The following is a 14,344-nucleotide window of genomic DNA, read 5'->3' on the forward strand; positions in this document are numbered from 1 at the left end:
GTTAAAGAACTTTATTTTGTCGATTTCTATAATACTTTGATCGACCAAAATATTATAGCAATATTAAAAAGGATTTGTCAAATAATTATTTCTTCAATCTTCTAAATTTCTTTAGGTATCGAAGTAATTTTTTATTTTCTTCCTTTCGACAACGAGGCATATTATAGACAAATTAATAATAATTTGTCAAACCATTTATTAGACTTTTTTCTTAAAATAATGATTTAACGTCAATATTAATTTTAACTATTTCTTTACCACCTAATAAATATTGCAATAATTTCAATAAATTTGCGATATTTATTAACCAAGCAACTAAAAACCTATTTTTTATTTTTAGTATATTTTTTGCCTTACCCAGTTGATTAAATTTAATCCAAATCTTAATCACTAATTTATTGCTTAGATTGACTGTTAATCTTGTCGAGAATTTTATTCAATCTTAATTAAGTTGGAGTATCCCAAACTCAACATGAGATACTCCAATTTCTCTTAGAGATTATTCGACCATCTTAGAATTTTTAGAAGCTTTAGCTAGATCTTATTATCTTACTTATTATCTTATATAAGAGATATATTTTTATTTCAGCTGAAAATGACACTAAAAGCAATCTATTTATAAGAGAGAACTCTCTTATTAATGATGACCTACTTCCAAGTAAAACTTGCAGGTAGTCCAACAAATAGTTCTGCTTGCAACTTATCACTAAGTTCATTAGCACTATTTGCAGTTTCTGCTGAAATTTGTTTTTCTTCTTCCAGCCCTATACTATTACTATTCTCTTCTTTGAGATTAGTCGGCATTGACTCACTATCAAGTTTTTTCAGCTTATCTTCTGGAGAATTAACAAGCAACTCTAGTGAAAGAACCTCTTTATTAAAATTAGCCAAAGCAAAAGCTGATTGATAATTAAAAGAAAAGTCTCGATGAACTTGTTGCAATTGTTCTAAATATTTCTGTTGTTGCTCTGGAGTTAAATTTGCATATATTTGTAAGCTCTTTAATTTCTCTAGCAGATTTTCCTCTCTTAAATTTATCTTAGCAACCTTATTTCCTACAGAGGTCTGGTTATTTCCCCTAGTTGCTTCTCTTACTTTCTCTGCATGTAGACATCTAGCTAGATTGAGCCTAAAGTTATAAAAAGAATTTAAAAGATTCTTTTTATTTACTTCTAATGCTGTTAAGTGGTGTCCAAGATTTAAACCTTTACGTTCTCTTTGAATTTCTAGATAACCAGAAGCCGTTAGATAGTCTTTAAACGGATGCTTGCTTTGTAAAACTAAATTTTTCCCCAAACCAGAGTTTTGCACTAATAAATCTAAAGCTTGGGCAAATAGTTGACGATGCTTTTTCTGAATTGGTAGAAGATCAATATTTATTTGTCCGTTAGCCTTAGTTAGCTCTATCAATTGCAAAATAGTTGGCATGGCTGTAAGGTTTATTTGCATATTTATATCTACTTGACCTTTGAAGAGTTCTTCTACTTTACTTTTACCATTTCCTTGAGTTTGATATGGTGTCAAATCAGCTTTTTGCCAATTAGCTTTATTAAGATCTATATGAGTAGCTTGTTGATCTTGACTGACAAGATAATTTAAGCCATGTTTATCTGTGTAGTCTAGACCTGTAAAAACATAATTCCACTCTTTACTTACCTGCTTTTGCTTTAAGTCAAATTTAACCTGCTGGTTAAAGTCAGATATTGCTTCTTGCTTTATCTTCTCTTGCGGGTTAAGTGCCAAAGCTTGCACTATCGGCAGTAATTTACTTTGCCATAAAGTAAAATTATCTAGAATAACAGCTTTTTGTAAATCTAAACCAAGTTCAACAAACTCTTGTTGAACTCTATTTACAAATACAACTTGCGCCTGCACCATTAATCTCTTGCAGACAAAGGTAGATCTCCCTAAAAGATTAATAAAGTAATCCTCTAAGGATAAATCTTCTACATTTTCAAGAATGTTTATTTCTTGATAACGTTGGGCTAAACTTACTAATGCTAGTTTGTCGCTGTAGGCTGGACTTTTTAGACGAACCTTGAGCTTTTGTTTATTTTGGACAACTTCTTTTATAGATTTAATCTTAGCACTTGGTAACTTACAATCACTTAACTTAAGTAAAGCTTGCCAATATTGCTGATTACTAACTTCAGCTTTATCCTCTGTAATTAAATCAACAAATGCTTGATTATTTGCTATATCTAATTCAGTAACCTGCGCATTGTAAGTCAAACCTACTTGAGGAATTACAGGTCGCAACAAACTTCCCGCACGTAGGTCAACAAACTCTACCGCTTTTATTTGATTTAAGTTAAGTCCTTGCAAAAGTTGTGCATAAGCTTGATGTTTGGCTAGGTATAGATCTAACTCAGACAATTGACTAGTTTCACTAATTAAGTCTGCAGGAAGTTGTAACTGCGCAAGTATTAAACCATCAGCAAAATCACAAATTAGAGCTACACAATTATCGCGCTTTTCACTCAATAGATAACTTTGCCAAAGCTCTTCCAACTCTGTTGCAGATTTTACTCGAGAAGTAAGAAATTTTTCTCCTCGAGCAAAAACATCTTGCCAAAAGGTCACGTTACTCATCTTTATCTGGATTAGAGTTAACCATGTAAGCCATCATTTCTTTAGCAACTATATCTTGTTGCTCTTCAAGAAAATCTTCTAAACTCATTCCCTCTTTAAATTCTAATTGCTCTTTTGGACTTACCACACCGTTAGGTTCTGATGTTAAATCTTCTGCAGGTGCTAACTCCTCATCAGCTTTTAGTTTACGATCTTGAATGAACTTTAACATTGCTTGCATAGATGCTTTAAAGTCTGGAGCAACCTCATCAATGTGATCTGCTTCCATATACTTAATTTCTTTATCTTTTTCCGTCATATCAACCTCTAAAAATTTTTCTTCTTATTTTACCCAATTTAGCTTTGCTTTTCTTATAACTTTATTCCTTTGGTTTCTTTACTTTCATGGATTAGCAAACCCCTGTTTTGCTCTAACTAAATAAACCTCAAGAAAATTTAACTAACGACAATCTCCAGCAAAAAAGCTAAAAGTGTTCTAAGATATATACAAATATTTTGTCAGTTTAACTAACTTTTATTAGTTCAACTTTATTTGTTTATATGAAAAAAACAACCGGTTTAACTCATTTTTTTAAAGCCTTCAACTATTCAATCAAAGGTTTTAAAAGTGCTTTTAAAACAGAAGCAGCATTTCGTCAAGAAGTATTCCTTGCGATTATCTTAATTCCTTTAGGCTTTTGCCTTGGAGATGGTGGCGTAGAAAAAGCATTACTTGTTTGTAGTATCTTACTGATTATTCTGTGTGAACTATTCAACAGTGCAATTGAAGCGGTTGTTGATAGAGTAAGCACCGATTTTCATGAGCTTTCAGGTAAAGCCAAAGATTTAGGTTCTGCTTGTGTATTTATTGCTATAGTTATTGCTGTTATTACTTGGGCTTGCATTTTACTATTCTAGCGATTTAGTTGAAAATCAGCTTAATACAAATTTTCAATTTCAAGTTCAAGTTCCAAGTCTCGAACCTTCAAGTAACAGGAAATAATTTTTCCAATTCACCTTTAGCTCCTGTTAGAGGCAATAGGTAGTAAGAGAATAAACACAGACACCTTAACTAGCCGAGTTCATTACCTAAATTTAGATATAGTTAAAGCACCTCAAACTAGAGGTGCTTTAACTATATTAATTGAGTAGTGATTAGTTTGGTAATTGACGAGCAAGAACCTCATTTACACGAGTGATAACTTGTTCTGCAGTAATCTGCTCCATAAGTTTTTCTCCACCTTTAGGTGGTTTCTTACGCCAATTTTTTAAGTCCTTGAGGTACTGCTCTTGAGTAAACTCAATGTCTTTACCATAAGTATTTAAGTGGAAAACACTTACAACATCAGCTACCCCTTGGATTGGACCCGAACGCAGTGGATTAATGTAAGCAAATAAACCAACTGTAGGAATGCCTAAACAAGAAGCCATATGCATCGGACCAGAGTCTGGACTTACTACTAAATCAGCTAAACTTAAGAAAAGATATAGCTCTGCTAAAGTCGTTTGTCCAGCTAAATTAAAGAATAACTTATCAGTGCCTTTAACTTTACTCTCATCTTGAGAAAAAACAAGCTCGACACCTTTAACTACTTGGTTAACCAAATTTAGTTCTTTTTGGTTCTTACCACCAGTAATTACGACTTTATGCCCCTGATCAAGTAAATTGCAAATCAAGGAGATATAGCCTTCTGCCGTCCAGTTTTTCTTTAAAGCTGAAGAAGCTGGATTTACAAAAATTAAACGTGATTGACGTTTATCTTGCCCTGCAAATCTACTATAACTTACTAGTTTTTTATATATGTTTTGATTTTGCGGTGTTACATTACTTAAAGCAAGTTCAGTATTAGGTAACCCTAGGCCTAAATCAAACATAGGTTGCAAATCTGCTTGTTTAATTAGATTAGCTGGGTATTCGCCAGAATAAAGTAAAGCTGTATCTTTAACTAAACTAGCAAATTCTTGACAGTCTGCTTCCGTAAAAAATGGTTTAAAAAGATCAAAGTAATCGACCATTACATGCATCGATTTTTGATAAGGAATTGAGTAGTCAACTACTAATGAATGCCCCTCAAAACTTCTTTCCTTACTAAACCCAACTTTTAATTTTGCACGAATAAACGTTGACAAAATATTTGCACGCATTGAAGTTTGAGCATGAAGCAATAAGTCAAATGGCTCACGTGACATAGCACGTAATTGCTTAAATGCCTGCCAGTAAGAGGTTTTACTCTTATTAAAAACTTCAAATTTTAGTTGAGGATACTTGTTGGCAAGATGGCGGAATAAGTTATATTCCCCAGTACCAATTACCCAAGTTACTTCAACTTCTGGGTAATTTTTTAATAAGATTTCTAAGCTAGGTATTAAGTTTAAGATATCCCCTATAGCTGATAATCTAAAAAGGCAAACTCTTTTTACCTGCTTAAAACTTGTTAATTCTTTAGGCATATTTTACTTGCTCTTAAATGAATAGTTGGCAGCTACTTCTTTATCATAGTTACGTAATAAAACAATAAAGCCATTTGTTCTACCACGTCCATTATTTTCTTTATTTGGGTAGAAAGCAGCTACACGCTCATATTGCACTAAGTAGTTAGGTAAGTTTTGTTTAAGAATATCCTTACCATGACCTGTAATAAAGCGAATTGTATATTCGTTATTACGCCAACAATCTTTAACTACTGCCGGAATGATCGCCTTTAAATCCTCTGAAGTATAACCATGTAAGTCAACTTCACGATCTATAGGTAACATTCCATTAAAGAATACGTGCGATACTTCTGTATCTAATCCTTCCACCATAAAACGTGCATTTTCATAGTTAAACTCGTTAAAACGCATGTTTATATCAGAAAAGATTACATTGTCTTGACTACTTAAACGCGCATAATCTTGTTGCGCAACTTGTTGTTCAACAAACTCTTTACCTGATTTTAATCCAGCTTTAAGGCGACGTTCATGCTCTGCTTGACGGCGTTGTTGTTCAAGACTAGCATGGTTAGAATTATTTCCTTTAAGTGGCTTAATATCTTGGAATGCTTTTCTAAAAGAGTCATCTATATCTATATAGTTACTTTCTTTAACCGGTTCTTTTTGCTCAAACATTTGCGCAAATTTAACTTCACGGTTAAATTGCTTATTAGATTGGTTTACTTCATCTAAATTAAAAGCAATTTCTTCTTCATCAGCATCTAAATCAAAAGATTTATTGGCAACTTTATTGGCATAAGAGTTTGGTGCAAAAAACTTGTGTTTTTTGCCAGAACCTTGCTCTTGTCTCGGCTCACTATAACTATCAAGTAAGCTTGCAAAACTTTCCTCTTCTTTTAAATCCTGCATTAATTGTTTTAATGCAACTTTATCTTCATCTTTGAAAGCTTTGTTCTTCGAAGAACCAAGTCTTGCTTGCGGTTCTTCTTTAGCTTGAGGCGAAGGCAGAGCAAAGTCACTTCCCTCAAATAAATCTGCAAAACTTTCTTCACGTTTAGTTTCAGCCGGTAAAGCACGAGGTTGCTCTTTATTTGAGTAAACTGTAACTTTAGTATTGGTACTAATATTAGTAGTTGTTTGCAGGTTACCATTAGCTAAAGCTAAAGTTTCAACATCCTCACTAATACTTTTATCTTCAATTTGTTGTTCAAGTTGCCCGTCAACTCTCTGCACTTGAGTAATTGTACGAGTGTAAGAAGTTTTTTGCACAACTGAACGCACAATACCATCTGGATTGCCTTTAGTTTCCGCAACTTTTACTTCGTGATCCTGACTTTCGTTTTGTACTGATTTAACTTCAGCGAGATTAGTACTTTTTACCACAGGGAAATTTGCGCGTGGGAAAGCTGTGCGGCGAGCGCTTTTAGCTAACATAGTTTCCGGATTATAATCTGGAGCAGCAAATTTTACTTGTTCAGCAAAAGTAGTATTACCGAGCACTTTACCACGCTCATCAGTGTAAGCTTGTTCATCTATTTCCACATCTTGATAAACAGCAGGCGCATTTAATACTTGAAACTCTCCAGTATTGTAGATACTTTTGCCTTTATTCCCTTCAATATCTTTACCACTGTCATCAAATAGACTGTGTAAAGTTTCTTGCATCTCTTTTTGACCAAGTTCTAAAGTGTCAGTAAAGATATTCTCACCTGTACCTTGATCTACGGCATTAGCTAATTCTAACTTTGCCTCTTCTAAACTTGTTAAAACTTGACTCGAATCACCACTTAACTTTTGTAAAGCTAACTTGATTGCATCTTTGATACTCATATTAACCTCCAACCAGCTTTACTTTATAACCTTTCTGTTCTAAAAGCTGTTGTACCTGTGGGCGTTTATCAGCTCCTTGGATTACTATATCCCAGTCCTCAATACTCCCACCTGTACCTAATCTTTTCTTTAAAAAAGAACAAAGCTCTTTTAATGCAGCTTTATCCAAACCAGTGCCTTTTACTAAAACTACTCCGGCACCTTTGCGTCCTTTAGTTTCTTTATGTAGACGTACTACACCATCACCTTCTGGTGGCAGCTCTTGTTCTTTTTCAGGTTTAACGCGCCCACCATCGGTGCTATAAACTAAACTCATATTTATATCCTTATGCTAGTTTTTTCTTACTATTATAAAAGAAGTTTTTTCATTTAAGCAAATAAAAAACCCTTAGACTAGTCTAAAGGTTTTTTCTGGGTAAATTCTACTTTACTTAAAGCAAAAGTTTCTAATTTATGACAAGATGGACAAAGCCAAAATAGCTCGTGGTGTTGGTAACCACATGAACTACAATGATAGCTTGCTACAATTCTCGCATTACGCGTATTCTCATCAAGTTTCGTTAAAAACTGCTCAAACTTTTCCGTTTGGTTCTGCGCAACAGCTTGTTGACGATTACCAAATCTTAGTAGTAAAGATAAAAGGTTTGATTTAGTTTGCTTGGTCTCTGCAACCTCAACCGGAAGCTCAACTAAAAGCTCACTTAAAAGCATAAAAATACGTTCAAGCACAATTGCCTGAGGATTTGCTTTATAACTTTCAAGCAGAACTTCAAGACGATCATATAGTTCTGGCTTACTTTCTATACGCGATTCACTTAAAAAAGAAACTAAATTCCCAATAAATTTACGTTCACCCTGTTGGTACATTTTCGCTTTTTGCGCTAACTCTGCTTTAAAGTCACGCATTTGCGTGGTCTTTTGCCCTAACACAAGTTCACGAAAAACTTCCGCTGAACTTTTCGCTTGATCACGAAATTCATAGCTATGAGCATAAGGAAGAAAATCAAAGTTATCTATAACTTGATCTAAATAAAGATCAAGAATATATTGCCACTTTTCAGGAACTTCTAAACTTTGTAAGAACTTCGCAAAATCATTACCAAAAGTACGAATATTTGCATAACAATAAGCTATGTTACTAATTACTGCTGGTAACAGCTCAAAACGTAAATTTAAAGCTTGTTGATAATCTTCAAGTGCACTTAAATAATCCCCAAGAGCAAAGTGATAATTTGCACGGGTAACATAGACACGCACATTTGTTGGATCTAATTCTATAATTCTCTGAAAAGAGAACATAGTACGTCTATGCCCTATATCTAAGTAGCAACTACATAGACGAAATATATAGAAATTACAAAGTTGTTTTAAATTATTGTTATTTTTTTGTAAGCTGTAAATAGCTTTAGCTACAGCTAAAGCTGGCTTCCAGTCTTGCGTAACTATATAAATTTCTAGCAATAAATTTAAGATTTCGCCCTCATACTTTACATTACCAACTTGAGGTAATAAAGTTTCCAAAGCACGAGAGTACATCCCAGCTTTTAAATAACAACGCGCTAAGTTGATATTAGCGAGAACATGCCCTTGGTTTTTCCAAGTAGGAATAGCTAAGATATGACGAAAAATCTTAATCGCACGGAAGTAATCTCCGCGTTGCATGCAAATAACGCCACCAAGCATTTGCATTTCAAGTAAATGCCCAACATCTTCAGCAAGTACCCCATAAGGATGTTGAAGGTCTTTTAAAGAACGAGAAGCTAAAATCTTTTCTTCGCTTTCTTCAACAACTTTAGTAGCTCTTTTTTGCGCTTGATTTTGTAGCGCATTTTCTAAAGTTGATACTATTGGGTTATTTAAATTCTGCCCTTTTAGCTCATTATCAAGAGCTTCAATTGTTGCCTCGATGTTGCTTTGCTCTTCTTGTGGAGCTACAACCTCTTCTTTTTTGCTCACAGGTGTTTGAGCTATTTGCTCATAAAAGTCATCAATAGCTAAATCAACTTCAGGATAGCTTTCACTGTTAACACGAGTTGAAGCTTCTTTACTCTTACTAAAAATAGTAGCTTTACCATTTTTATTTAGCTTTTGTACCGGCGGGGCGTTGGCTATTAAGTTACCATCAATAATATATTCGACAGTATCAAGTAAACGATTTACCACCTCTTGTGACTGTGAGCTATCATCTTTGACTATGGTCTTAACTTCATCAAGGTAAGACTGCTTAGTACGACGTTTTAATAACCAAGCAGAAAAACTCCCTTTAAAAACATAACCAAGGAAGAAAGAAACAACAGCAATTAAAGGAAGAATAAGAAAGAGAAACTCATACATATCTAATCTCATTTCAAGAAAACCCTAGTTAAATATAACTAGGGGTGAGTTTTAGCATCTAGTTTGTAAGATTCTAAAGCTAATTCTAATTTTTGTACTTTCTTCTCTAAAGCGTGCGCTTTGTTGTTTGCTAACACCACTCTAGTTTTGAGAACTAAATATAGTAGGAATAAAACTACAAGTGCAAGAACAAAGCCAAAGATAAAAGCCATACCGAGAATGAAAGATAAAGCGCCATCAAATTCCCCTAAAAGGAAATTTACATGCACCACTTGATCATTGGCAGAAGTAAAAATAAAAACTAATACCAATAAAGCTACCAAAAATAAAAGATAGCACAGATAACGGATTAATTTCATAATTTTAATAAGACAAACTGTTTATAGTTATATTTTAACATAAAGATCATGAAAAAAAGCAACGAGTCCGGCTCATTGCTTTTTTTCATCTTCCTTAAGCTTTAGCTTTATTTAAAATTTTAATAAAAATAAACTTAAGGCAATGTAGTACTCGGAAGATCAATCCAACCAAGGCAAGTAAATTCAACTAAGAGCAAAAATTAACTCAACTAAGGAGGATAAAACCAACTTAAGCTAGCTTAAGCCTTGTCAGCCTCTGCTTGGCATGAACATGAACAAGGTGTATCTGCCCAGTTTTTGTTTTTTGAAAGTTTACCAACTCCAGGATTAAACTGATTCGTTGGATCTAGAGTACGATAGTGTTTTTCAAGCGCAGGTTGCGCATGATATAAGTGTCCAACATTGTGTTCTGCAGGATACTGCGCCCCACGAGCACGATAAAACTCTAAGATTTTCTCTTTTAACTCTTCCACTGAGTATGGTGACGATTTTTTCACAAGATAATCTAAGTGGAACACATGACATAAGAAGTGACCACAAGAATTCACGTGCGTTAAGTGCTGACTAATTTCTTCAGGAAGAGGATCTGCCCAATTATCATCATTACGACGTAACGCAATATCTAGGGCAATCATACCTTTAGTTTCATTCTTAAGCACATGCATCGAACGAGCTAAAGAACCTCCGACAGCAAAGCGAAGAAGCAATGCTTTTTTCGCCTCTTTTGGAGTAGACGCAAAGTAGTCACCAGTTGAATGCTCTGCAAAATACTCTTTTAGGTATTTGTCAGTTTGTTCTATTAAGTCACCGCTTGTTGTTAAGATTAAGTAATGTTTAAATTTCTTACGATAATCTAATAAGCTTTGTGGCAATAAGTTAGGTAAGCAATCAGAGTAGAATTGCATTACTGTTTCTGACGATGGTAAGAAAGGTAAGCGACCTAACTTACGATCATATGCGTCTTTTAAAGCATATAAACGTGGTAAGTGTTTAGTACCAAACTTATCTAGTACCCAGAAAGTATCTTTACCATATTTTACCGCGTCATCAAAAGATGAAGCACTCATGTACTCACCTTGCATAGGTAAGCCGTCAAACTTAGTTAGCACTGTACGACGGATTTCATTTAAATCTTGCGGATCATTGGTACCGATAAAGAAAAGCTGTTGACGTTTTGCTTTGGCAAAGGTATCAACACGCACCGCAAATACAGCTAAGTGACCTGCTGAACCTGAAGCTTCTTTTAAACGCTCTGGATCAGAGTTAAAACGAGATGGCGTATCTGCGTCAACTTGTACAACTTTATCTTTATAGTCTCGTGAAGAAGCTAATTTACCTTCAGGATCACTAACTGCTTCTTTAGAGTAATCACCTTTTTCTAAACGCTCTAATTGCTCTTCAGGTGTACCTTCACCTAAATCTATGCCTAGATTGTTAACAAACTCTAGCTCACCTTGCTCATTAACACGAGCGTAACAAGCTAGTTCGGTGTAAGCTGGTCCACGTTGTACTAACGTACCACCCGAGTTATTACAAATTCCCCCAACTACAGAGGCGCCGATGCATGATGAACCGATAACTGAATGAGGTTCACGATTAATTAAAGCTAACTTTTCTTCTAAGCGATATAGAGTTGAACCAGCTAAACAAACTGCTTGTGGCTCATCTGTATCTTCTTTAATTAATTTAATACCATCAATTCTTAAAGTATTGATGATAACAATTGGACGATCGTAATCATTACCCCAAGGAGTAGAACCTCCAGTTACGCCTGTGTTTTGTGCTTGGTTTAAAACAATTACATCATTTTCCACACAAAGTTTTACTACTTTATAGTATTCAACTAAAGTTCCTGGTCTTACTACCGCAAGGGCATCACCAGAACCAAAGAAAAAACCAGTGCGATAACGTTTAGTTGCATTGGCATCAGTTAGAAGATATTTACTTCCAACGACATCAGACAAACTCTTTAAAAAATCTTTGTAGCTTTGTGTCATGAATAGCCGTCCCTAAGAATGTAAGTTTACCTCTTAACTACAACTTGAGTTATCCCTCAAGATTGTCGTCGAAATAAAAGAGGAGCCTCTTAATCAGTTACTAATTATCTTGCAAAGCCTTTTAAAAAAGCCTTACAAAACATAAAAAACTTCGAATATTGATAAAAATAAGTATTCACCTAACTAAAAAGTTGTAGTTATCTTTATGACGAGAGAATATTTCTCACTTCATAATGCTTCATAATGATTTTCGTAACACTTTACTAATACTTTCGCAATACTTTACTAATGATTTGGTAATTATTTCATTATGCTAGCTAACAAATTTTAGAGAGACTTTAGCATTACTAAATTAATAATATTAAAGTTATTTTTACTAGGTTTAACCATAGGATAACATAAAAAACTGGGCATAGATAAAAATAAAATAATTTTTTCTGTCACTCTACCAATCTAGAGTATCTCTCTTAAACTTTGTGCATTACCTAGAGATAATCTTTAATTAAACAATGAACAATGAACAATGAACAATGAACAATGAACAATGAACAATGAACAATGAGCTGTGAGCTGTGAGCTGTGAGCAATAAGGTTATCTCTTCCCTAAATAATGATTTTTCATTTTATCTCGCACTTAGAAGACTACACTTAGTGGGAATAACTTATCCAAACTTCTCATTAAACTTAAAACAAGTTTGCCGATCCTTATTTGCCAACTTGAAAAATTTCCCATGTTATTCAGCTATTTTTAACGCTAAAATGTGATCTTCCTCTCATTTTGCAGTAAAGTATTGCTTATTTTGTTAAAAGTATATTAAACTAGAAGTAATATTTTAATTTTTTTACAGATTAGTATTTGATTTCTTTTTGACAGCTTTAAGGAATTTAGTTATATGAATAAATTTACAAAATTAGCTTTAAGCTTATCTCTCACAAGTGTTTTGGCATTCTCAGCAGTTAGCCACGCAGCTCCTCCTGCTGACGTTAAATTAGCAGCTGAACAAAAAATTAACATTAACTTAGGTTCTTTCCCTGATACATTAGATCCAGGTAAATTCTCAGATGGTACTTCAGCAGCAGTTGCTCGTGCAATTTTCGATACTCTGTATCGTCAAGGGCCAAATGGTGACTATATTCCTGTAGCTGCAGAAAGAGCAGTAGTTTCTGATGACGGTTTAACTTGGACTTTCTACTTACGTAAAGAAGCTAAATGGTCTGATGGCAAACCAGTAACTGCGCACGATTTCGTTTACTCTTGGCAACGTTTATCAGATCCTAGCACAGGTTCTTCTTATGGTAACTACTTAGCACACAATGCTAATGTGGTAAATGCAGAAGAAGTTTCAGTGGGTAAATTACCTCCATCTGCTTTAGGGGTAAAAGCTGTTGATGATTACACTTTTGAAGTGAAATTAACACAACCTACACCTTGGTTAACGCAAGTAGTATCTTATGGGGTGTTAGCTCCAGTTCGTAAAGACTTAATTGAAAAACACGGTGATGCTTGGGTTCGACCAGGTAACATCGTAAGTAACGGTCCTTACCAATTAGTACGCTATGCAGTAAATGATGAAATCACACTGAAAAAAGTAGATACTTACTGGGACGCAGCTAATGCTACTTTAACAGACATTCGCTTTGTTTTCATCAAAGACCCTAACACTTCATACTATCAATATGTGTCTGGTGAACTTCTATTTACAGGTATCCCTCCACAATTAAAAGAACAAATCTTAAAAGAGAGACCTGAAGAAGTACGTCAATCACCTGCTCTTCTAGCTGGTTACTTAGATTTCCAACACAGCTATGAACCATTTAAAAATCCTAAAGTTCGTCGTGCAATCGCTTTATTAACAGATAACAAATTTATCGTTGAGCGTATCTACACAGCTGGTACACCAACTTCTATCTTCGTACCTACTTATGTACAAGACGGACAGTTATCTACTCAAGCAGATTATTGGGATAGAAGTTTAGAAGAAAGAAGAAAAGAAGCAGTTAAACTTCTAACAGAAGCAGGTTTCTCTAAGAGCAACCCTCTAAAAATTGAATTAACTTACTATTCAGGTAAAACTATCCAAAGAGCATTCGTTGCTTTACAAAGTCAATGGGATAAAGGTTCAGGCGGTTTAGTTAAACTAACTGGTGACCAAACTGAATGGAAAACTTACCTAGATAAGATCAAAAATAAAGACTACCAAGTACGTATGTCTGGTTGGGGAGCTGACTATGATCAGGCTTCTACTTTCTACAATATCTACTTATGTGCAAACTCTGCAAACTACTCAAGTTTCTGTAGCAAAGATTATGATGATCTTGTAAACCGTGCAAACTCTGAAGTAGACGCAACTAAACGTGCTGAGCTATATGCACAAGCTAATAAGTATTTACAAGACAACCAAGTTAACGTACCATTCAACTGGGGATTATTATATGCTTTAGTATCTCCAGCATTAGGTGGTTATAACGAGAAAAATGACGAACGTTACTACCGTGATTACTACATCATTGCTGATAAAGCAACTAAAAAGTAATTAATCGTAACTAAAGTTAATAATTTGCTAGTTTAAATTATGCACTTAAACAGCTAATTGCTTTAAGATGAAGAGGTAAATCTTTTTAAGGTTTACCTCTTCACATTTTTATTTCCAGTTAACTCATTAGTCAAGCGAAACTTAACTTAAAACCTACTCCAAACTTCTATGGAGAAAGCGAATAAAGAACGCAAGTATTCATTTCTGTATTCTGTATTGGGTTTTCGGCATTCTAATCTACCTCTAAAGCTTCAGCCTCATTTGTGTAACTACAACCTCATATTCC

The 14,344-nt window shown here is 34.4% G+C and carries 10 protein-coding genes; 2 read left to right on the top strand and 8 right to left on the bottom strand.

Annotation, left to right across the window (positions count from 1 at the left end):
- Nucleotides 1–648 precede the first annotated feature (648 nt).
- Nucleotides 649–2,592, bottom strand: coding sequence for a hypothetical protein (locus CKF54_RS04295; RefSeq protein ID WP_147396814.1), 1,944 nt, complete (start codon nucleotides 2,590–2,592; stop codon nucleotides 649–651).
- Nucleotides 2,585–2,890: a hypothetical protein gene (locus tag CKF54_RS04300; RefSeq protein WP_119525116.1), complete on the bottom strand. Its 306-nt coding sequence runs from the start codon at nucleotides 2,888–2,890 to the stop codon at nucleotides 2,585–2,587. Before CKF54_RS04300 ends, CKF54_RS04295 begins: the two co-directional genes overlap by 8 nt.
- 242 nt (nucleotides 2,891–3,132) lie before the next feature.
- On the opposite strand from CKF54_RS04300, the gene CKF54_RS04305 reads away from it, so the two are divergent.
- The gene (locus CKF54_RS04305) at nucleotides 3,133–3,489 is read left to right on the top strand and encodes a diacylglycerol kinase (protein WP_119525117.1); all 357 of its coding nucleotides are present in this window, start codon (nucleotides 3,133–3,135) and stop codon (nucleotides 3,487–3,489) included.
- A 237-nt stretch (nucleotides 3,490–3,726) separates the two neighbouring features.
- Here the strand turns inward: CKF54_RS04305 and CKF54_RS04310 are convergent, their stop codons facing one another.
- The 6 genes from CKF54_RS04310 to dld all read right to left on the bottom strand — a co-directional run bounded on the left by CKF54_RS04310 (nucleotide 3,727) and on the right by dld (nucleotide 11,524).
- Nucleotides 3,727–5,022 (bottom strand): glycosyltransferase family 9 protein, encoded by a 1,296-nt coding sequence (locus tag CKF54_RS04310; RefSeq protein ID WP_119525118.1) that lies wholly within the window; start codon nucleotides 5,020–5,022, stop codon nucleotides 3,727–3,729.
- Between the two features lie 3 nt (nucleotides 5,023–5,025).
- Complete coding sequence (locus CKF54_RS04315; protein ID WP_119525120.1) at nucleotides 5,026–6,834, bottom strand: Smr/MutS family protein; 1,809 nt, start codon at nucleotides 6,832–6,834, stop codon at nucleotides 5,026–5,028.
- Between the two features lies 1 nt (nucleotide 6,835).
- Nucleotides 6,836–7,150: a stress response translation initiation inhibitor YciH gene (locus CKF54_RS04320; RefSeq protein WP_119525122.1), complete on the bottom strand. Its 315-nt coding sequence runs from the start codon at nucleotides 7,148–7,150 to the stop codon at nucleotides 6,836–6,838.
- Between the two features lie 77 nt (nucleotides 7,151–7,227).
- Nucleotides 7,228–9,180 carry a tetratricopeptide repeat protein gene (locus CKF54_RS04325; RefSeq protein WP_119525124.1) on the bottom strand — a complete coding sequence of 651 codons (1,953 nt, stop codon included), beginning with the start codon at nucleotides 9,178–9,180 and terminating at the stop codon, nucleotides 7,228–7,230.
- 26 nt (nucleotides 9,181–9,206) lie between these two features.
- Nucleotides 9,207–9,479 (bottom strand): LapA family protein, encoded by a 273-nt coding sequence (locus tag CKF54_RS04330; RefSeq protein ID WP_222987509.1) that lies wholly within the window; start codon nucleotides 9,477–9,479, stop codon nucleotides 9,207–9,209.
- A 287-nt stretch (nucleotides 9,480–9,766) separates the two neighbouring features.
- Nucleotides 9,767–11,524, bottom strand: coding sequence for a D-lactate dehydrogenase (gene dld, locus CKF54_RS04335; protein ID WP_119525128.1), 1,758 nt, complete (start codon nucleotides 11,522–11,524; stop codon nucleotides 9,767–9,769).
- 893 nt (nucleotides 11,525–12,417) lie between these two features.
- Between dld and CKF54_RS04340 the strand changes: the two genes are divergently transcribed.
- Nucleotides 12,418–14,058 (top strand): ABC transporter substrate-binding protein, encoded by a 1,641-nt coding sequence (locus tag CKF54_RS04340; protein ID WP_119525130.1) that lies wholly within the window; start codon nucleotides 12,418–12,420, stop codon nucleotides 14,056–14,058.
- Nucleotides 14,059–14,344 lie beyond the last annotated feature (286 nt).

This window comes from Psittacicella hinzii (genome assembly GCF_003585885.1).
Classification (GTDB): Bacteria; Pseudomonadota; Gammaproteobacteria; order Enterobacterales; family Psittacicellaceae; genus Psittacicella.

Bases quoted from the DNA above. Each gene is read 5' to 3' on its own strand.
- CKF54_RS04315 (WP_119525120.1), bottom strand. From the start codon at position 6,834: ATGAGTATCAAAGATGCAATCAAGTTAGCTTTACAAAAGTTAAGTGGT.
- CKF54_RS04300 (WP_119525116.1), bottom strand. From the start codon at position 2,890: ATGACGGAAAAAGATAAAGAAATTAAGTATATGGAAGCAGATCACATT.
- CKF54_RS04295 (WP_147396814.1), bottom strand. From the start codon at position 2,592: ATGAGTAACGTGACCTTTTGGCAAGATGTTTTTGCTCGAGGAGAAAAA.
- CKF54_RS04305 (WP_119525117.1), top strand. From the start codon at position 3,133: ATGAAAAAAACAACCGGTTTAACTCATTTTTTTAAAGCCTTCAACTAT.
- CKF54_RS04340 (WP_119525130.1), top strand. From the start codon at position 12,418: ATGAATAAATTTACAAAATTAGCTTTAAGCTTATCTCTCACAAGTGTT.
- CKF54_RS04320 (WP_119525122.1), bottom strand. From the start codon at position 7,150: ATGAGTTTAGTTTATAGCACCGATGGTGGGCGCGTTAAACCTGAAAAA.
- CKF54_RS04325 (WP_119525124.1), bottom strand. From the start codon at position 9,180: ATGAGATTAGATATGTATGAGTTTCTCTTTCTTATTCTTCCTTTAATT.
- dld (WP_119525128.1), bottom strand. From the start codon at position 11,524: ATGACACAAAGCTACAAAGATTTTTTAAAGAGTTTGTCTGATGTCGTT.
- CKF54_RS04310 (WP_119525118.1), bottom strand. From the start codon at position 5,022: ATGCCTAAAGAATTAACAAGTTTTAAGCAGGTAAAAAGAGTTTGCCTT.